Genomic DNA, 19,135 nt, shown 5'->3' on the forward strand with positions numbered 1-19,135 from the left:
GGTTCCTTTCCACGGGTTCATCGGTTACGCACTTCCGGATTCGCGCAGTGGATCAGGGGCCGGCCGGCCAGGTGGTGGCCGACCTCGGTGGCGACCATGCCGGCCGCGTTGTGGGCGGTCTGGCGGCTGGCGCCGGCCAGGTGGGGGGTCATCACGACGCCCGGGGTACGGGGCAGTCGCGAGTCAGCGGGCAGCGGTTCGACGGGGAACACGTCGAACGCGGCGCCGAAGAGCCGGCCTTCGTCGAGGGCGTCGCAGACCGCGTCGTAGTCGACGAGGGAGCCGCGGGCGCAGTTGACGAGGACGCCGCCGGCGGGCATGAGGCCGATCAGCTCGCGGGAGATCAGCCCTTCGGTCTGCGGGGTGGCGCGGGCGTGCACGGTGACGAAGGCGGAACGGTTCATCAGCTCGGGCAGCTCGACCAGTTCGTCCGGCGCGACGGCCGCCGCGTCGGCGAACGGGTCGGCGACGAGCACGCGGGCGCCGAAGCCGCGGGCGATACGGGCCACGCGGGAGCCGATGGCGCCGTAGCCGACGATGCCGACCGTGCTGCCCTCCAGCTCCGGGCCGACGGCCTCGTAGCGGTAGTAGTCGCCGCGCCAGACGCCGGCCGCCAGGTCCGCGTGGGTGGCGGGGACCCGGCGGGCGGCGGCCAGCATCAGGGCCACGGTGTGCTCGGCGGTGGCGGTGGCGTTGCGGCCGGGGGCGTAGGTGACGGCGACGCCGTGGCGGGTGGCGGCGTCCAGGTTGGCGTTGACGGGGCCGCCGCGGCTGACGCAGAACAGCCGCAGGGCCGGGCTCGCGGCGAGGATCCGCTCGGTGAGCGGCGCCATCTGCGTCACACAGATCTCGACGCCGTCCAGGGCCTCGATGAGCTGGTCCTCCGTGCCCGACGCCTCCTTCACCTCGGCCACCGGTCCGAACGGCTCGACGGGCCAGGGCAGGGTGAGTTCGCGGACGTCGGCGTCGGGGGCGACCGGGCGGAGCCGGTCGCGGAGCAGGTCGTTGCGGACGAAGTGGTCGCCGGCGGCGAGGATGGTGGTCACGCGGGGACTCCGGGGGTCACGGGGCGGTTCAGCGTCAGCAGCGAAGGCGTGCCGTCGCTGAGGACCAGCTCGTTGAGGGCGCAGTTGGCCAGGTAGGGGAAGCGGCGGCGGTAGTCGCGCAGCGGCAGGCCGAGCAGCCGGCAGAGGGTGAGCCGGATGGCGGTGGAGTGGGCGACGACGAGTATCCGCCCGTCGCTCTCCTTGCCGCCCGCCTGCTTGCCGTCGCCCTGCGCACCGGTGTCGTGCTCCGCGCGCAGGTCGGCGAGGAAGGCCGCGTACCGCTCGACGACCGCCGCCGGATCCTCCCCCTCGGGGAAGTGGCCGGCCACGGGGTCGGCCTCGAAGGACGCCACCGCCTCGGGCATCCGCTCGCGCATCTCGGCGCGGGTCAGCCCCTCGGCGACGCCGAAGTCCAGCTCGCGCAGGCGCGGGTCGAGGTGCAGCGGCAGCCCGGCTGCCGCCGCGCTGCCCGCCGCCGTCTGCCGGCAGCGCAGCATCGGCGAGGACCACACGGCCGTAAGCCCCGCCTGCGCCGCCCAGTCGGCGAGGGCGGCGGCCTGGTCGCGGCCGTGGTCCGTGAGGTCGATGTCGGTGGCGCCCGCGTAGCGGTTCTCGCCGTGCCAGACGCTCTCCCCGTGCCGGACGAAGATGACGTTGAGGCTCATGACGCGGTCCTCTCTCGTGCGTGGGCCGCGACGACCTCGGGCAGCCAGCCGCGCCGGGCCAGCAGGTCGACGAGCCGGACATAGCCCTCGTCGTGGGCGGATCGGTACGGGTCGCGGGGCTCGACGGTGCGGTCGGCCCGGACCATCGCGGCGGCGGCGCGGTCCAGGGCGCCGCCCGCGGCGGGGCTGCCGGCGGCGCCGCCGGAGCCGGTAGCGGTGCCGGTGCCGTCGAGGGCGGCGGCGGCCAGGACGGCCATCCCCAGCGCCGGCTGCGCGTGGCGCGGCAGCGTCACCGGGCGGCGCAGGACGTCGGCGCGGAGCTGGTTCCACACCGGGTTGCGGGTCGCGCCGCCGGTGAGGACGACGGCCCCGGTGGCGGGCGCGCCGAGCAGGTCGGCGTAGTCGAAGCAGAGACGCTCGACGTACGCGGCCCCCTGGAGCAGCGCAGCGAAGTCCTCGGCCGGGCCCGCCGCCTCGCGGCTGCGGAACGCCGTCGCCTCGGGCGCGACGAACGGGAACCGCTCCCCGGGCGAGACCAGCGGATAGCGCAGCAGCCCGGTCGGCAGCAGCTCCGCCGCCCCGGCCGTCAGCCGGTCCAGGTCGGCGCCCGCGAACTCCCGCGCCACCAGCCCGGCCCCGACGCTGGACGCGCCGCCCGGCAGCCAGGTGCCCGCGGGCGAGCGGTGCGAGTACATGACGCCCGCCGGGTCGTGGACCAGGTCCGCGGTCACGCCCTTGAGCACCAGCGTGGTGCCCATGACGGAGTTCCAGCTCCCCACCGCCGTGGCCCCGGAGCCCAGTTGGGCGGCGCAGCCGTCGGTCATCCCGGCGACCACCGGGGTGCCCGCGAGCAGGCCGGTCTCCGCCGCCGCGGCGGCGGAGACCTCCCCGAGCACGGTCCCCGGCGACACCAGCCCCGGCAGTACCTCGGCGGGGATGCCGAGGTCCGCGAAGACCTCATCGGGCCAGGTCACGGTGGCGGCGTCGGCGCCGGTCTTGAGCGCGTTGCTGGTGTCGGCCGGTACGTCGTGGCCGACGAGCCGGCGGTTGACCACGTCGTTCTGATGGGCGAGCCGCCAGCCGTCCGCGGCGGCCCGCGGATGCCGGTCGAGCAGCCAGCGCAGCTTCGGCAGCCCCCAGGAGCGCTGCATCCGCCGGTAGCCGGCCCGGGTCCACTGCGCCTCGCCGGCCTCGTTGACCTTCTCGGCCTCGGCGGCGGCGCGCCCGTCGTCGTACATCAGCGCGGGCGTGACGGCGCACCCGCGGCGGTCGGTGAGGGTGACGGTGCCGGAGGTGGCGTCGACGGCCACGGCGCGGATCCGGCGCGGGTCCGCGCCCGCCGCGCGGGCCTCCCCGACCGCGGCGCAGACCGCGCGCCACCACTCGTCCGGGTCCTGCTCGTGGCGGCCGTCGCGCCGGTCGCTGGTCAGCGGGGCCGTGCCCGTGCCGAGCAGGTGCCCGGCGGAGTCGGCGGCCACCGCGCGGACGCCCTGTGTGCCCAGGTCGATGCCGAGCCAGGCGTCCGGAGCCGGGTGGGTCATGCGCCGGCTCCGCCCGCGTGCGCGGATCCGGTCCCGCCGGCCGTACGCTCCCGGCCCAGCGCCCACACCGGCCGGTGCAGCTCGCGCAGTTCCAGGAACTCGGCGTAGCGGCCGTCCGCGGCGCGGGCGGGGTCCGGCTCGTACGACGCGGCGATACGCACCTGGTGCGCCGCCGCCGTCGCGAAGTCCGGCTCCCTGCCGGTCGCGACGGCGCCGGTCAGCCACGCGCCCCGGGCACCGATCTCGGTGTCGGCGGGGACCGCCACCGGCACGCCCGTCACGTCGGAGATCAGCCGCATCCAGAACCCGCTGCGGGTGCCGCCGCCGCTGAGCGTCAGCAGGCCGGGCTCCGCGGGGGACGCGGCGAGGCAGTCGCGGATCGCCAGGGTGACCCCCTCCACCACCGCGCGCGCCACGTCCTCGCGGCCGCTGTCCAGGGACAGTCCGGTGAGCGAGCCGCGGGCGGCCGGGTCGAAGAACGGCGCGCGCTCGCCGGCGGGGGAGAGGTACGGCATGAACCGCACCCCCGCGGTGCCCGCGGAGCCGCGCTCGGCCAGCTCCATCAGCTCGGCGGCCGAGGAAAGACCGAGGAGCCTGGCGCCCCAGTCGAGCATGTCGCCGCCGCTCATCGTGGGGAAGGCGCGCAGGTAGTGGCCGGGCACGCCGAGCGGGACGGTGATGCCCACCGGGGTGTCCGCGGGGCCGGGGGCGGGGGGCGCGTCGGTGACGATCTCGGTGGAGAGCGTGGTGCCGAGGATGGTGCACGCGCGGCCCGCGCTGACCGCGCCCGAGCCGATCGCGGTGGCGCAGATGTCGTACGGGGCGAGCACCACGGGGATGCCCTCCGGCAGCCCGGTCTCGGCGCCGGCGGCGGCGCCGAGGGGGGTGACGCGGTGGTCGTCGTCGCGCAGCGGCGGCAGCAGCTCGCGGGCCCACTCCACCCCGTACAGCTCGAACAGCCGGTCCGACCAGGTGCGCCCGGAGATGTCCAGGAACGGCGCCGCGGCCTCCGACTCGTCCACGGCGGGCAGCCCGGTCAGCTTGTAGAAGAGCCAGCCGCCGCAGGTCAGCAGGTGCCGGGAGCGGGCGGCGCGGTCCGGGTCGTGCGCGCGCAGCCACGCCAGAACCGCGTTCGGCATGCCGGTCGACAGCCGCGAGCCGCAGATGCGGAACGCCTCGTCCACGGTCCCGTCCCGCTCCCAGTCGCCGACGATGCCGGCGGCGCGGCCGTCGTTCCAGAGCACCGCGGGACCGGTGGGCCGGCCCGCGCCGTCGATCAGCCAGGCCCCGTCGCCCTGCCCGGTCACCGCGACGAACGCGGGCGGCGCGGGCAGCGCGGCGACCACTTCCCGTACGGCGGAGGCCACGGCGTCCCACACGTCGGTCATGTCCTGCTCGGCCCAGCCCGGCCGGGGCCGCGTCACCCGCGTCGGGCGCCGGCCGACCGTCAGCTCCGCGCCGTCCGGGCCGTAGCCGACGACCTTGACGACGGTGGTGCCGGCGTCGATCGCGAGGGCGGTCAGGTCCGCTTCACCCATGTCGTCAGCCCCTTCCGTGTGCCTGCCGCGACCGGCGGGCCGCGGAGTCCAGGGCGACGGCGACGAGCAGCACCAGGCCCGTGATGATGAAGCGGTACGAGGAGTCGAGGTTCAGCAGCGTCAGACCGCTGGAGATCGACTGGATGACCAGCACGCCCAGCAGCGCCGCGAACGCGGAACCGCGGCCGCCGAAGAGGCTGGTGCCGCCGATGACCGCGGCGGCGATGGCGTTGAGGTTGACGTCCGCGGTGCCGGTCGACTGGTTCGCCGCCGCCAGCCGCGCCGCGGCCAGCACGCCGCCGGTCGCCGCCAGCGCGGAGCACATGACGAACGCGGAGGTGTAGACGGCGCGGACGTCGATGCCGGCCCGGCGGGCCGCCTCCGCGTTGCCGCCGACCGCGTACAGGGACCGCCCGAACTTCGTCTTGGTGAGGACGTAGTGCACCATCAGCACCAGGCTGACGAAGAGCATGAACATCCAGGGGACGCCACGGGTGCGGTTCAGGTAGAAGACCGTGAACAGCAGCGCCGCCGCCAGCAGCCCGGCCTGGAGCCCGAGCCACTGCATCGACGCGGACGACAGCCCGGCGCGGCGCCGGCTGCGGGCCCGTACCCAGCCCACGGCGAGGAAGCCGCCGGCCGCCGCGACCGCGAAGACGTAGGCCAGCGCCTCGGGCACGAACCACACCTGTGCGAACTTCACCAGCGGCGAGTCGTACGGGATGTTGATCGCGTTCTGGTCGCGCAGCAGCCACAACTGCAGGCCCAGGAAGGCCAGCAGCCCGCCCAGGGTGACGACGAAGCTCGGCACGCCGAAGCGGTTCAGTATCTGGCCGTAGAGCCAGCCGATCACACAGCCGCCGGCGATCGCGACGGTCAGGGCCAGCACCATCGGCTGCTCGTGCTTGACCATGACGACGGCGGTGGCCGCGGCCGAGACGCCGCTGACCGAGCCGACCGACAGGTCGATCTGGCCGACGAGCAGCACGCACACGATGCCCAGCGCGATGACGCCCAGCGGCACCATCTCGAAGGCCAGGTTCACCAGGTTGGTGCTGGACAGGAAGGTCTGGTTCAGCGACTGGAAGATGGTCCAGATGACCACGATGCCGGCGACGACGGGCAGCATGCCCAGGTCGCCGTCGCGGGTGCGGCGGACGGCGGCGCGGACGCTGTCGCCGATGCCCTGGGGCGTCGTCAGCCGCTCGTCCATCAGGTCGGTGGTCTTGCTCGGCGGAGTGTCCAGGGATGTCACGGCAGTTCCTTCTCTTTCCGCTCATTCCGCGTCGCCGCGTCCGGCCGCGGTTCGCCGGCCGCGGCTCTCCTGGCCGCGCGCTGCGCGACCACGTTGTCCACCGCGCCGGTGATCGCGGCGACGACCTGCTCCGAGGTGACGGCGCGGGCGTCGAAGACGCCGTTGTTGCGGCCGAGGCGGAGCACCGCCACCCGGTCGGCCACGGCGCGGACGTCGTCCATGTTGTGGCTGATCATGACGACGCCGAGGCCGTTGCCCTTCAGCCGCTCGATGAGGTTCAGCACCTCGGCCGTCTGCGCCACGCCGAGCGCGGCGGTCGGCTCGTCGAGGAGGATCACCTCGGGCTTGCCCAGCAGCGCCCGGGTGATCGCCACCGTCTGCCGTTGGCCGCCGGAGAGGGCGGCCACCGGCACGTCGAGGGTGGGGATACGGGCCGACAGCTCCCGCAGCAGTTCCCAGGAGCGGGTCTCCATCCTGACGTCGTCCAGCATCCAGGGGCGTAGCTCCTGGCCGAGGAAGAGGTTCGCCTTGACGTCGAGGTTCTCGCAGAGCGCCAGGTCCTGGAAGACGGTGGCGATGCCGATGGCCTGCGCGTCGGCCGGGGAGCCGAGCGACACCTCCCGGTCGTGGAAGGTGATGGTGCCCCCGTCGGGGGTGTAGACCCCCGACAGGATCTTCACCAGCGTGGACTTGCCGGCGCCGTTGTCCCCGACGACGGCCACCACCTCGCCGGCGGCCACGTCGAGGTCGATGCCGGTGAGCGCGGCGACGGCGCCGAACTGCTTGCTGACGCCGCGCAGGGACAGCACGGTGGGCGCGGCCGGGGCGGCGGGGGCTGTCATCGTGACCCTTTTCCTTTCGTTTCGCCGGGTGCGGAGGCTGCCGGGTGCAAAAGCCGCTCGGTGCGGCGGCTTCCGGGTGTGCGGGCCGCCTGGTGCGGAGGCCGCGTGCGGTCAGCCGATCCCGAGGCTCTTGCAGTCCTTGGCGTACGCGCGGGTGCAGACGTCCTCGGCCTTCAGCACGCCGTCGGGGCCGAAGATGACCTCCTTGAGGTTCTCCTGCGTCACGACGGTCGGCTCGAAGAGCTGGGACGGCGTGTCGAAGAGTTCGGTGTCGGCCTTGGGCTTCTCGCCCTGCATGAAGGCGTACGTGACCTCGGCGGCGGCCTCGGCGACGGTCTTGATCGGCTTGGAGATGGTGTTGTACTGGTCGCCCGCGATGATCCGCTGAACGGCCGCAAGCTCGGCGTCGTTGCCGGTGACCGGCGGGACCTGGGCCTCGGCCGCCTTGAACGCGGCGATCGACCCGCCGCCGGTGCCGTCGTTGGCGGCGACCACCCCGGCGATGCGTCCCGAGTACTGCGAGATCTGGCCGCTCACCCACTGCTGGGCCTTCTCCGGCGACCAGTCGGGGGTGTCGTACTCGGCGAGCAGCTTGTAGCCGCTGTCGTCGACGGCGTTGTGGATGCCCTTCTTGATCAGCCCGGCGGCGGCGTCCGTCGGCGAGCCGTTGACCTGGAGGATGCCGCCCTCGGCGGACTCCTTGTCGAGGTGGTCGACGAGCGACTGGCCGATGGACTCGCCGATGGCCTCGTTGTCGAACGAGACGTAGAAGTCGGCGGGCTTGGTCGGGATCGGCCGGTCGTAGGCGATGACCTTGACGCCCTGCGACTGGGCGGTCTGCACGATGGTCGCCGCGGACTCGGAGTCCACCGGGTCCAGGACGATGACCTTGGCGCCCTGCGCCATGGCGGAGTTGGCCTGCTGCTGCTGGAGGGCGGCGTCGCTGTCGGCGTTCTGGTAGATGACCTTGCACTCGTCGCAGAGCTCGCCCATCCGCTTCTTGAAGAGCGGGGCGTCGTACTGCTCGTAGCGCGTGGAGGCCAGGTCGGGCATGAGGAACGCGACCTTCCCGGCCCCGGTGCCGCCGCCCTCGCCGTCGTCACCCGAACTGCCGGGCTCCTCGGCGCAGGCGGTCAGTGCGCCGGTGGCGAGGATGCCGGCGAGAGCAAAACTGGCCAGTCGTCTCATGTTCCACTCCTTGCTCGTGTCCTTGCTCGTGGGCGCTGGCTGCGGTGGGGCGCGGGGGCGCTGTGCCCTCGGTGTCGTGCCCTTGGCGTGGTGGCCTCGGTGGGCGCCGGCCGGGCGCTTGCCCGGCGGTTGCCGGGTGCCCGGCGGGCGCTTGGAAGGCGACGCACACGAAACTCGGATGTTTCATTCGTGTCAACGGGCCTCAGAAAATGAACAATTGACCCCGCTCATGCACCCCTTTGAGTGTTCGCTCGATCAGGGGCGGTTAACATCGGGGCGATGGCCGATGCGGTGGGGGGCTGTGACGGCGCAGGCAGTCGCGTCGCCATCCGTCGCGTACGCAGCCTTGAGCGGTGCGCGTCGTCCGGATACGGGAATGTTCACTTCACAGAAAGAGAACAGGAGTTTCCATGGGGGCAGAGACCCGGCAGCCGGCCGACATGAGCGGGCGAAAGCCCCGGGAGCGAAGAGACCGCATCAAAGGCCGCGTCGTGGACGAAGGGTTCGTCCGCATCGAGCAGTTGGCGGACGAACTCGGCGTGACCCCCATGACCATCCGCCGGGACCTCGACCACCTGCAGAGCAGGGGCTGGCTCCGCAAGGTCCGCGGCGGCGCCACCGCCCAGCCTTCGACCGCCTTCCACGGCGACGTACGCCACCGCACCCAGGCGATGACGGCGGAGAAGAACGCCCTGGCCCGCGCGGCGCTGCCGCTGGTGAAGTCCGGCCAGTCGGTCATCATCGACGACAGCACCACGGCCCTGGCCCTGACCCGGCTGCTCACCCAGCAGGCGCCGCTGACGGTCATCACCAATTTCGTGCCGGTCACGCAGGTCCTCGCCGGCAGCCCGGGTATCGAGCTGATATCGCTGGGCGGTACGTACTACCCCGCGTACGACGCCTTCCTGGGCCTGCGCACGGTCGACGCGGTCACGAGCCTGTACGCGGACACCCTCTTCGCCTCCACGACGGCGATCACCCGGGGCCACTGCTACCACCAGTCGCAGGAGACGGTGGCGGTCAAGCGTGCGCTGATGGAGGCGTGCGCCCGCAAGATCCTCCTGGTCGACCACACGAAGTTCCGCCGCCACGGCTTGTACCAGCTCGCTCCGGTGACGGCCTTCGACCTGGTCATCGTCGACTCGGGGATCCCGCCGGGGGATCTGGACGCGTTGCAGGCGGACGGGGTGGAGGTGCTGGTGGCGCACCCGGAGTGAGGGGCGGAATCGCGGGGTGGGGTGGTGGTCGGTTTCAGGGGCGGTCGTCGGGGGTCTCGTCCTCGTCCTCGTCCTCGTCCTCGTATTCGTATTCGTATTCTTCGTCGACGACGTGGACGGCGGCTTCCTCGGCGGAGGCGGCGGCGCCGTTGATGCCCGCGTCTGAGGCGATCATGTCTTTCTCTTCGTCGTCGTGGGCGCCTTCGTCGGGGGCGACGAGGCGGCCGGCGCGGCGATCGCCGACTTCGTCGTCGATCGGCTCGCCGTCGGTGTCGGCGGCGTCGCCGATGCCGTCGTCGTCGGGGAGGAGGGGCGGATCGGGGATCTCCTCGGCGAGCCGCTCGTCCAGGGACTCACCGCGGCGCTGCTCGGCGGCGGTGACGCCGGTGTGCTCGACCCCGCGGGGCTTCTCGGGCGGGGAGTAGCCCTCGTCGAGGGGGTCGATGAACCCGTCGAGGGTGTCCTCGGGCGGCAGCAGCCCTTCGTCGTCCTGAGAACCGTCACCGGGCGCGCCGGAGGCGTAGGGCTGGTAGACCTCGTCGCCAGCGGCGCTGTCTTCTTCGCCGTCGCTGCCCGTCACACGCGCCTCCTGTGGAGAAAATCCCGCTGGGGTCATCCTCGGCGGGGCGTGGGGGACGGGGATACCTGGGCGGGGCGATCGGGTGGCGGGGTGGGGGGTGAGGCGAATGGGTGGCGGGGCGCGCCCGCATCTCCCCTCACACCCACCCAAGGTATGCGCCGGGTCTGATGCGCCCCTTCCCGTACGTCCCCTCACACCCACCCAAGGGTATGCGCCTGGTCTGACAGTGCGGGGGGTGTCAGGGCGCTGAGCTGGTACGTCGTGTTTGTGTGGGCCGGGTGCGGGGGTACGGCGTCGGGGTGGCTGTGGTGCGTGGAGTGGGCCGGTGTGCGGGGGAGCGGCGAGGGGAGTGGCCGTGTCGTTGGGGCTCCCCCCGGGCCACCCCGCTTGTGAGTGTGCGGGCCTGCGTCCGGTGTCAAGGGCGCTCCTCTCCGCTTCGCTGCGAGGAGCGTCGCTGCGCGATGGGGCTTCGCCCCACCCTTGACACCGGACTCCGGCCCGTAAAAGACCGGCAGCTAAGGGTGGCCCGGAGGGAGCGGGCGCCGTCCGACTGGGACTACGGATGCCGTGCCCGGTGGACGGGGCAGCGGGCCGCCGGGCGCCGGGGTCTCCCCGATCGCCGGTGCCCCGGCGGCCGGAAGGAAGAGCCCGGAGGCGGGGCGGGCCCGATCGCGGATGCCCCGCTGGACGAGGGCGGAAGCTGGGGACGGCTGCACTCCATCACGGATGCCCCCGGGCGGTGGGCGGACCCCACGGATCCGGGCTCAGTCTGGTTGCCGATGCCCCCGGTGGTCGGGGGCGCCAGGGCGGCGCCGGGCCCGATCCGATCGCGGCGCCCTTGGTGGGCGGGGGCGAAGACCGTTTCGGGGTAGGACCGATCGCGGGTGGCCCCGGCGGCGTGGGGCCGGCGCACCCGGGGCGTTCGTGGGGTGGGCCGGTGGCGGGGCTGAAGGAGGGGAGCATCGCACGGGGGCGGGCACGGTCATGCGTAGGTGCAGGCGCCTACGGGGGCTGGCGTGACCCACCTCCGCGGGGTGGGCCTCTTCGGGGGCCTGCGTCCGGGTGTCTGTGCGGCGCCGACCGGGCGGTGCGTGCGTGTCGCCGGGCGAAACTCGAATTCCGGGACCCGATCCGGCCCGGATCCAGGGGTGTTACCGCGAGTTACGGCCCATTTTCTCCGCTCCGGCCCGTGCTGGCAGGGTTCCGGTCGGCGATCGCCGGGCGGATGCAGCGTCGTGCGGCGGGGAGTTGGGCGCTGCTTCCCCGGGTGGCTCGGTTCTGGGTGTTGGCGGGCGCCGGGTGTTGCGTGTGATCGCCGCTGGGGCCGCAGCCGCGCACTTCGGGGAGGCGGCTGCCAGCCGAGGTGGGGGCCCCGATGCTCAAAAACCCACGTTGGGCGATTCGTATACGAGATCGCCCACCCTGACGCCCGCCCTCCCCGCGACGCCGGGCGGTCCGGCGACGAAGAGCCGACGGCTGCCGCGTCACCGCCCCCGGCGCCGTGCGGGCGCGCGGACGTGCCTCGCACGGCGCCGGCTTCCGCCCCCGTAGCTCCCGGCCTCCGCGAGCAGCGGCGCCTGCCTGCCGCCCGCGGATGGGAGTCGCCCGTCGCCCCGCACCCGCCGCACGCCCGGCCTCCGGCCGCCCCACGCGCCGCAGCCGTCCCAGGCGTCCCAACCCGTTCTTGGCACTCGCGAAGTCGCATGTGCCCCCGGACTATCCGCCCCTCCTCAGCGGTCCGCCGGGTTGATCCATTGCGGTTGCGACGGGTGCAAGAACCACGCCGAGTGGCCCGGCTCCCGGGGGGCCCGCTCCGGCGACGGTACGTGGTCGTGGGCGATCTGCTCCGGTGGCGTTCCGTACCCCCGCACCAACTCCCGTACCTCCGCGATGAACTGCGCGGGGCCCGACACGTACACCCGGTGCTTCGCCCAGTCCCTGTGGGCCGACAGAGCCGCCTCCAGGCGGTGGGCCGTCGCCCCCTGGCGCTCCACGCCCTCCGGGGTGATCACCGTGACGTCCACCCACGAGTGATGCTTCCGCAGAGCGTCCACCGCCTCCGGGTCGTACACGTGCGCGGGGCTGCGGGCGACCAGGAACAGCCGGGCCGTGGTCGGCGTCCAGCGGCGCACCATCTCCTCCAGCAGCGCCCGGATCGGGGCCCAGCCCGTGCCCGCCGCGATGAACGTCACCGGCCGGCCCGCGCGCTTCGGCAGCACCGCCGTGCCCGCCGGGGAGCCCAGGCGGAGGGTGTCGTCGGGCGCCGTCCGATCCACTAACACCGGGCTCAGCAGGCCGCCGTCGACCCGGCTGACGTGCAGGTCGATCGTGCGGTCGGCGCGCGGGGCGCAGCCTATGGAGTACGGGCGCCACACCCGCGGCACCTTCGGCGTGGAGACGCTGACGAACTGCCCCGCCGCGTACGGCAGGGTCCGGTCCGGCAGCAGGGTGAGGACCGTGACGCCCGGCGCGGCCGCGTGCCGGGCCACGACCCGGCAGTCCCACCAGCGCGGCGCCTGCCGCTTGTCGGCCTCCTCGCTGCCGCCGATCATCGCCTCGGAGAGGATCTTGTACGCGCCGAGCCACGCCTGCTCGGTCTCCTCGTCCCAGGTGTTCGGCAGCCCGAAGCGCAGCGCCGCGATCAGGCTCTCGCCGACCGCCGCGTAGTGCTCCGGGCGGGCGTCGAACTTGCGGTGGTCGCGTCCCAGCGTCGCGAGGTAGCGGGGCAGGTCGGGGTCGTCGAGGCGCTGCACGACGTGGGTGAGGGCGGCGAAGAGGCGGTCACGCTGCTCGGACATGTCCGCGGGAAACAGCTCGCGGACCCCCGGATTGCGGGCAAACAGATGCGAATAGAAGTACTTGGCGACATGGTCGGCTCTGCGTTCAACTCGGGCAAAACTCGCCCGGATTCGCTCGTTTGCATCCACGCACACGGACGGTACTGACCCATGGGTCACTTCTTCAACACGGCCTCGAACAAGTTTCCCAAGTCGCCACCGAATGTCTCTTCCGCCCGGGCCCCACCAAGGAGAACGTACGCCTCACAGGCGGATCTCCAGCAGCCGCCCCGGCCACACCGGCCGCCCCGGCCGCTCCACCGTGAACGTCCCGCTCGGCGTGAACCCCAGCCGCTCGTACTGCCGCGCCAGCGCCCCGTCGCCGCCCCCGAAGCAGTCCACCCGCAGCAGCCCCACGCCCCGCCGCACCGCTTCCGCCCGCGCGTCCGCCACCAGCGCCGCGCCCACCCCGGCGCCGCGGAGCGCCCGGTCCGTCACCAGCAGCCGGACGTACAACTCCGGCTCCCCGGCCGCCGGTACGAACGACTGCGGCTCGTCCGCGAGCACGCACACCCCCGCGACTCCGCCCTCCGGCGTCTCCGCCACCCGCACCAGGAAGTCGCGCGCGTACTCCTCCATCTGCGCCACCCGCTCGGGCAGGCCGGAGAACGGCTCCGTGCCCCACTGGTCGGTCCGTCCCTGCCCCGTCAGCCACGCCACCGCCCCGTCGAGCAGCGCGAGCATGGCGGGGACGTCGGCCGGGCCTCCTGTACGTATCCTCATGCCCGGAATCTAACCGGGCCCGGCCCCGCGCGACCACGGCGTTTCCCACGCCGTACGAGGTGTGAGGCACTCCGGACCAGGGGTACGCCCCCGGGGCGTTCCCCGCCCCACGGCCCGCCCACGCCCCGCCTACGGCGTCTCCCCCTGCAGCCCCAGCGCCGGCCGCAGCCCCGCCAGGTTCTCCCGCGTCACCTTCCACAGCATCCGCTGCCGGTCCAGCACGTCCGCCACCGCCGCGCCGTGGTCGTCCAGCACCGCCTCCGCCCGCTCCACCAGCACCTCCGCCAGCCGCTCGTCGTCCACCCGCACACCCCACTCCGGGCGGTCGATGTCGTCCAGGAAGTACGCCAGCTTCGGGTGCGACACCAGGCTCAGCACCGGCGTGCCGCAGCCGAACGGGATCATCCCCGCGTGCCCGCGCATCCCGATCACCAGCCGCGTCCGCCGGTACGCGGCGCGGATCGCGTCGTTCCCGAGGTCGTACAGCGCGTCCACGGGCAGCGCGATCCCGTGCTCCCGGCGCAGGTCGTGCGCGAACTGCTCGTCCGCCGTCATGTGCGCCGCCACCCGCACGTCCACCCGCTCGCGCAGCGCCCGCACCGCCCGCGCCATCGCGTCCAGGAACCGCGGGTAGCCGTCGCCGAAGCGCATCCCCGCCCTGTCGTACGCGCAGTTGACCAGCACCGTGTCGGCGCGCTCCACCTCGCCGTCGTCCCAGCCCGGCTGGAGCAGCCGGGTGAGGGTGGTGGGGCAGGGCTGGTACGCGACCTTCTCCCGCAGCCGCTCCGGCAGCAGCTCGCGCACCCGCTCCACCGAGCCGCGGTTGCGCAGCCCGAAGAACGCCGACCGCTCCACCAGCGCCGCGAGGCTCTCCCGGAAGCGGCTGCGGCGGTAGGACTGGCCGGGAAAGACGTTGTAGCCGACGGCGAAGACCGCCAGCGGCACATCGATACGCGCCAGCAGCTCGTCCGGCACGTTCCACTGCCACGCGCTGTTGCCGTTCGGCCAGGTATCGGGCAGGAACAGCCCGCCGCCGCCGACGACCAGACCACGGCGCGCGTTGACCTCCGCCAGCGCCTCCTCGTCGAAGAGCCGGTGCACGGGGACCGGGTGCCACCGGCGCGCGGAGGCGTCCTGGCCGAAGCAGAGCCGGACGGCCTCGGGAGGATCTTGTCGCCTGCGTTCTCCTGCCCTGTGGCGTACGCGGCGGCGTGCGCGAGCTGCGTGGAGACGACCGACGCCTCCCCGTGGTGCGCCGCGAACTCCGGCAGCCCGTAGCCGCCCTGGAGCAGCGCCTTGCAGGTGCGGTTGGTCGGTTCGGCGTCCAGGCCCTCGCGCGCGTACGCCTTCGACCGCTCCTCATCGCCGCGCAGCCAGGCCAGCCGGGCGAGCTGGCTGAACGCCTTCGGCGCCAGCTCGGGGGCCGCGGCGGCGAGCAGCAGATGTGTCTCGGCCTCGTCGTAGCGGGAGACGGCCATGAGCGCGGTGCCCATCGCGTCGTGGAAGCGCGGCTGGTTGGCCTGCGAGCGGGCGGCGGACAGGGCCTCCACGGCCTCCTCGTACGCGCCGATCGTGCGCAGCCCGAGGGCGGTGCGGCGGGCGAGGTCGGTGGTGGGCCGCAGCCGCAGGAGGGGCGGGCCGTAGTGGAGGAGCAGGTCGGGGTGCTGGCGGTGCGCGGGCAGGGTGCAGTACGCGCGCCAGAACCGCTCGTCGGTCAACTCGTAGCGGGCGCGGGTCTCGTCGGACGGGTCGCGCAGGACGGCGAGGTCGGCGGCCACGAGCCAGCGGGGGTGCAGCTCTATGAGGTCGTAGTACGCGCCCGCGAGGTCGTCGTACGGGTCCGGGGCGGCCCCCGCCTCGCCGCCCCCGGCGGGGAGTTCGACGATCCGGGGGTGCAGCCGGCGGGCCGCGGCCAGGACGTCGTCCGGCAGGCCGTCGTGGCGGAGCAGGAAGTCCTCGCAGACGCCGGGGTTGGCCAGCGCGAGGCTGCGGAGCAGGGCGGGCAGCCCGGCGGCGTGCCCGGGGTCGGCGGCGTCGGCCCGGCAGACGAAGGCGACGCGGGGCGCGCGGCGGGCGGCCGCCGCCGCGGCCGGTGCGGGGCGGCCGGTCCCGGAGGGCAGGGGCGGGACCGGGCCGGGGAGCGCGCGGGGGGCGAGGGACGCTGGGGCGGCGGCGGGGGAGCGGGGGGCGGAAGGGATCATCGCAGGGCGGTCCTCGTCTTCGTACGGTCCTTGGCCCGGGACGTGATCCAGCGGCGCTCCTCCGGCCGCAGCCGGCCGGCGCCGTGGACGTCGAGCCGCGGGCTGACGTCGAGGTGGTCCAGGAGCCGCAGCACGGTGAACGCGGCGCTGGTCTCCGGCCCCCAGCCGCCGTCGCCGAGCAGCGCCGGGTCCTGGAGGGGGCGGCGCAGCGAGGCGTCGCCGAGCCCGTCCTGCGCGCCGGGCACCGCGCGCCTGACCGTCTCCCGCCAGGTCTCGCCGGGGTCGGCGAAGAGCAGCCGGACGCCGGCCGGCCGGTGCCACGACGCGCAGGCCGGATCGGCGACGGCGTGCACGTCGGCGCGCTCGCCGCCGCGGAAGTCGTCGCAGCGGACGACGAGTTCGTAGTCGCCCGCCTCCTCGAACCGGCCGGGCCCGACGACGACGCAGGCCGTCTTCCCGGCGACGAGGCCGCGGAAGTCGGCGACGCCGACCGGGCGGGCGCCCGCGAGCAGCGGATCGGCCATGCGGCCCTGGTCGAGGATCCGGCAGTACGTCCCGTACGCCCCGGCCAGCTCGCGCACCCGCGCGTCCCCGGCCCCGTACCGGCTCATCTGCTCCGTGACGTACGCGGTGAACGCCTCCCGCACGACCCCGGGCATCGCCTCGGCCCGGACGGCCGCCGCGAACGCCGGCCCGGTGGCGGAGGCGGCCGATGCGGCTCCGGCTTCCGCCCCGCCGCCCTCCTCCCCCGCGCCGGTCTCCCGGCCCCCGGCCGTGTCCGCAGGGAACAGCCCCACCGCCGTCGCCAGGCACGCGCGCTTCTCCCGGGCCATCGACAGCAGCACGGGCGTCTCCGGGTGCGTGCTGCCCAGCGCCAGCGTCCGTTCGTACGCCTCCGTCGCCGCGGCCGCGTGCCCCAGCGCGTCCAGCGCCCGCGCGCGCAGCCGCCACGCGGCGCGGGACTTCGCGCGCAGCGAGACGCCCGTGTCCGCCAGCGCCACCGCCAGCAGCAACTCCCGCTCGCCGCCCGTCTCCACCGCCCGGTCGCCGGCCCGCAGCAGGGTGTCGAACAGCTCCGCGCCGACCGGCTCGCGGCGCGGCGGCGGCGCGGTGCCGAGCAGCTCGCCGATCGCCGCCACCAGGGCCGTACGGGCGGGCCCCGGGCCCACGCCGGGCGGCGGCGGGGCCGCGGGGTCCTCCTCGGCCGTCAGCCCGGCCAGGTATCCGGTGCAGACGCGGGCGCACTCCGCGAGCGCGAGCGCCTGTTCTGCCCGCGCCCGGCGGGACGGTCTGGATCGCGGACTCTTCATCGTGCTCCTGGTTCGTGCGAACAGGGTGCGACTGTTCCGCAGCCGCCGACGCCCGGTTTGGCCACGTGGCAGACGTGAGATGAACACTGCGCGAAGCTCAGGTCGCGGGCGCAGAATGCGGCGCCCGGCGGCCCCCGGCGGCCCCCGCGGGGGTGCGGGTAGGGTCGGACGGTGCCCGGGCGGTACGCGCCCGGCCGTGGCCCGCGGCCGTCGCGGGCGAACGGGCCCGCACGGCCGGACGGATCGAAGAGTCGACGAAGGGAACCGCCGTGGAGCAACTGCCGCCCGAATTCCTCACCCCCGGCTCGTCGTCGTTCGTGGACTTCCTCGCCGCCCACGCCCCGGATCAGCTCCCCGCCAACCGCCCGCTTCCCGGCACCGCCACCGGCACCGGGGCGGCCGCGGTGGACATCCCCCACGGCACCACCATCGTCGCCGCCTCCTACGCCGACGGCGTCCTCCTCGCCGCCGACCGCCGCGTCACCCTGGGCAACGGCATGATCGCGCACCGGGACTTCGAGAAGGTCTTCCCGGCCGACGAGTTCTCCGCGGTCGGCATCGCGGGCTCCACCGGCATGGCCGAGGAGATGGTCCGGCTGCTCCGCCTGGAGCTGGAGCACTACGAGAAGATCGAGACCGTGCCGCTCTCCCTGGAGGGCAAGGCCAACCGCCTCGGCACCCTCATCCGCGACAACCTCGGCCCCGCCATGCAGGGCCTCGCCGTCGTGCCCCTCTTCGCCGGGTACGACCCGCGCAGCGGGGCCGCGCGGATCTACTCGTACGACATCACCGGCGGGCGCGCGGAGGAGAAGGGCTTCGGGGGGACGGGCTCGGGTTCCGTGTTCGCGCGCGGGGCGCTGAAGAAGCTGTACCGCGAGGGCATGAGCCGGGACGACGCCGTGACGATGGCCGTGCAGGCGCTCTACGACGCGGCCGAGGACGACAGCGCCACCGGCGGCCCCGACGCCACCCGCCGGATCTACCCCCTCGTCTACACCGTCACCGCGGAGGGCTGCCGGCGGCTGGACGACGACCGGGTCTCCGAGCTGTCGCTCGCCGTGCTGGAGGGCCGCCGCGGCCGCCCGGACGGGCCGAACGCACCGCTGGCGTAGGCCGGTCACGGCGCCGCGGGCCCGACGGGGCCGCGGCGCCCCGCCGATCGGGGGCCGCCGCCACCGGGCCCGCCGTACGCGCAGGCGCACCCGGGCCCGTAGCCCCTACACCCCGGCGACCTCCGCCAGCAGTCGCGCCTCGCCCAGCACCCCGGCGCCGCCCGGCACGTCCCCGTGCTCCGCGCTCCACAGCGCCGCCTCCACCCGCCGGGCCACGGCCCACGCCGCCAGCCGCCCGGTGTCCTCGCCCAACTCGCCGGCGAGCAGCGCCAGCCGGGCGGCGACCGTGCGCGCCGGGTCGGCGGTGGCGAAGGGGTCGTCGATCTGCTCCAGCAGGGGGAAGGGGTCGTAGCCCGGGTCGCCGGTCATCGGCTTGGCGTCGATGGCCAGCCAGGGGCGGCGGCCCGCGGCGAGGATGTTGCCGGGGTTGAAGTCGCCGTGGACGACCACCTCGCGGCGGGCGCCGCCGGGCAGTTCGCGCAGCAGCCGGGCGCCGTGGGCGACGAGCCCCGCGTCGTAGCCGGGGCGCAGCCGCTCCATCCGCTCCTGAAGGAGGTCGGCCCACTCGGCGCAGACGTCCGCGACCCGCTCGAGACCGCAGTCCTGCGGCACCGGGGCGCTCCACAGCTCGCGCAGCACCTCCGCGCCGAGCCTTAGCCGGTGTTCGGCGCCCAGTTCGCCGGCCGTGCCGAGTTCGGTGCCCGGCTTGCAGCGCTCCAGGAGCAGGGCGTAGTGACCGGGGTCGTGGGCCAGGAGGCGGACGGCGCCGCGGCCGTCCCAGATCCGCAGGCCCTCGGCCTCCCCGGCGGCCTCGCGGTGCGGCCACGTCACCTTGAAGACCGCGTCCGTGCCGTCCGGCAGCCGCGCCGGGGCCACCCAGGAGCAGCTTCCGCCCGTGAAGGGCGCGCCGAGCCGCAGCGACCAGCGCGCACGCAACTTCTCCACCAGGTCCGGCAGTTCCGCCAGCCAGGCGCGTCCGGAGGCGTGCACGCGCATCTCGCTGAGGACCGGCAGGCCGGGCGGGAAGAGGGCCGGCGGGAGATCGCGGGAAGGTCCGGGGGAGTGCGCGGGGTCGTTCAC

At 74.5% G+C, this 19,135-nt stretch carries 14 protein-coding genes and 1 pseudogene; 2 read left to right on the top strand and 13 right to left on the bottom strand.

Features of this window, described 5'->3' with window-relative positions; translation table 11 throughout:
- Window positions 1-17: 17 nt before the first annotated feature.
- From DMB38_RS29580 to DMB38_RS29610, 7 genes are all read right to left on the bottom strand, one after another.
- Window positions 18-1,046 (bottom strand): 2-hydroxyacid dehydrogenase, encoded by a 1,029-nt coding sequence (locus DMB38_RS29580; protein ID WP_125937709.1) that lies wholly within the window; start codon window positions 1,044-1,046, stop codon window positions 18-20.
- Window positions 1,043-1,711, bottom strand: coding sequence for a histidine phosphatase family protein (locus DMB38_RS29585; RefSeq protein WP_125937710.1), 669 nt, complete (start codon window positions 1,709-1,711; stop codon window positions 1,043-1,045). Before DMB38_RS29585 ends, DMB38_RS29580 begins: the two co-directional genes overlap by 4 nt.
- Window positions 1,708-3,252: an FGGY family carbohydrate kinase gene (locus DMB38_RS29590; protein ID WP_125937711.1), complete on the bottom strand. Its 1,545-nt coding sequence runs from the start codon at window positions 3,250-3,252 to the stop codon at window positions 1,708-1,710. Before DMB38_RS29590 ends, DMB38_RS29585 begins: the two co-directional genes overlap by 4 nt.
- On the bottom strand, window positions 3,249-4,790 hold the full coding sequence (locus tag DMB38_RS29595; RefSeq protein WP_125937712.1) for an FGGY-family carbohydrate kinase: 1,542 nt from the start codon (window positions 4,788-4,790) through the stop codon (window positions 3,249-3,251). The genes DMB38_RS29590 and DMB38_RS29595 overlap by 4 nt, the downstream gene beginning before the upstream one ends.
- 4 nt (window positions 4,791-4,794) lie before the next feature.
- Window positions 4,795-6,045, bottom strand: coding sequence for a sugar ABC transporter permease (locus DMB38_RS29600; protein WP_125937713.1), 1,251 nt, complete (start codon window positions 6,043-6,045; stop codon window positions 4,795-4,797).
- On the bottom strand, window positions 6,042-6,887 hold the full coding sequence (locus tag DMB38_RS29605) for an ATP-binding cassette domain-containing protein (RefSeq protein ID WP_125937714.1): 846 nt from the start codon (window positions 6,885-6,887) through the stop codon (window positions 6,042-6,044). Before DMB38_RS29605 ends, DMB38_RS29600 begins: the two co-directional genes overlap by 4 nt.
- 111 nt (window positions 6,888-6,998) lie before the next feature.
- Window positions 6,999-8,075 (bottom strand): sugar ABC transporter substrate-binding protein, encoded by a 1,077-nt coding sequence (locus DMB38_RS29610; RefSeq protein ID WP_125937715.1) that lies wholly within the window; start codon window positions 8,073-8,075, stop codon window positions 6,999-7,001.
- A 440-nt stretch (window positions 8,076-8,515) separates the two neighbouring features.
- Here DMB38_RS29610 and DMB38_RS29615 point away from each other — a divergent pair, with 440 nt between their 5' ends.
- Window positions 8,516-9,292 (top strand): DeoR/GlpR family DNA-binding transcription regulator, encoded by a 777-nt coding sequence (locus DMB38_RS29615; protein WP_125939363.1) that lies wholly within the window; start codon window positions 8,516-8,518, stop codon window positions 9,290-9,292.
- Window positions 9,293-9,326: 34 nt separating this feature from the next.
- Here DMB38_RS29615 and DMB38_RS29620 read toward each other — a convergent pair whose 3' ends face one another.
- From DMB38_RS29620 to DMB38_RS29640, 5 genes and pseudogenes are all read right to left on the bottom strand, one after another.
- Window positions 9,327-9,872: a DUF5709 domain-containing protein gene (locus DMB38_RS29620; RefSeq protein ID WP_240662533.1), complete on the bottom strand. Its 546-nt coding sequence runs from the start codon at window positions 9,870-9,872 to the stop codon at window positions 9,327-9,329.
- A gap of 1,730 nt (window positions 9,873-11,602) precedes the next feature.
- Window positions 11,603-12,829, bottom strand: coding sequence for a globin domain-containing protein (locus tag DMB38_RS29625; protein ID WP_346429526.1), 1,227 nt, complete (start codon window positions 12,827-12,829; stop codon window positions 11,603-11,605).
- Between the two features lie 84 nt (window positions 12,830-12,913).
- Window positions 12,914-13,369 (bottom strand): GNAT family N-acetyltransferase, encoded by a 456-nt coding sequence (locus DMB38_RS29630; RefSeq protein ID WP_125939365.1) that lies wholly within the window; start codon window positions 13,367-13,369, stop codon window positions 12,914-12,916.
- A gap of 192 nt (window positions 13,370-13,561) precedes the next feature.
- Window positions 13,562-15,633: pseudogene (locus DMB38_RS29635) on the bottom strand (polysaccharide pyruvyl transferase family protein).
- A complete protein-coding gene (locus DMB38_RS29640) occupies window positions 15,630-16,943 on the bottom strand; it encodes a hypothetical protein (RefSeq protein WP_240662535.1) in 1,314 nt (437 codons plus the stop codon). Before DMB38_RS29640 ends, DMB38_RS29635 begins: the two are co-directional and overlap by 4 nt.
- Window positions 16,944-17,185: 242 nt before the next feature.
- Between DMB38_RS29640 and prcB the strand changes: the two genes are divergently transcribed.
- A complete protein-coding gene (gene prcB / locus DMB38_RS29645; RefSeq protein ID WP_164716224.1) occupies window positions 17,186-18,055 on the top strand; it encodes a proteasome subunit beta in 870 nt (289 codons plus the stop codon).
- 105 nt (window positions 18,056-18,160) lie between these two features.
- On the opposite strand, the gene DMB38_RS29650 is transcribed toward prcB, so the two are convergent.
- A complete protein-coding gene (locus DMB38_RS29650) occupies window positions 18,161-19,135 on the bottom strand; it encodes an aminoglycoside phosphotransferase family protein (RefSeq protein WP_240662536.1) in 975 nt (324 codons plus the stop codon).

Origin of the sequence: Streptomyces sp. WAC 06738, assembly GCF_003945505.1 — a bacterium.
Lineage (GTDB): Bacteria > Actinomycetota > Actinomycetes > Streptomycetales > Streptomycetaceae > Streptomyces.

What these genes read in the sequence shown, in the direction of transcription:
- DMB38_RS29615 (WP_125939363.1), top strand. Translation starts at nt 8,516, where the DNA reads ATGAGCGGGCGAAAGCCCCGGGAGCGAAGAGACCGCATCAAAGGCCGC.
- DMB38_RS29610 (WP_125937715.1), bottom strand. Translation starts at nt 8,075, where the DNA reads ATGAGACGACTGGCCAGTTTTGCTCTCGCCGGCATCCTCGCCACCGGC.
- DMB38_RS29595 (WP_125937712.1), bottom strand. Translation starts at nt 4,790, where the DNA reads ATGGGTGAAGCGGACCTGACCGCCCTCGCGATCGACGCCGGCACCACC.
- DMB38_RS29590 (WP_125937711.1), bottom strand. Translation starts at nt 3,252, where the DNA reads ATGACCCACCCGGCTCCGGACGCCTGGCTCGGCATCGACCTGGGCACA.
- DMB38_RS29585 (WP_125937710.1), bottom strand. Translation starts at nt 1,711, where the DNA reads ATGAGCCTCAACGTCATCTTCGTCCGGCACGGGGAGAGCGTCTGGCAC.
- DMB38_RS29605 (WP_125937714.1), bottom strand. Translation starts at nt 6,887, where the DNA reads ATGACAGCCCCCGCCGCCCCGGCCGCGCCCACCGTGCTGTCCCTGCGC.
- DMB38_RS29640 (WP_240662535.1), bottom strand. Translation starts at nt 16,943, where the DNA reads ATGAAGAGTCCGCGATCCAGACCGTCCCGCCGGGCGCGGGCAGAACAG.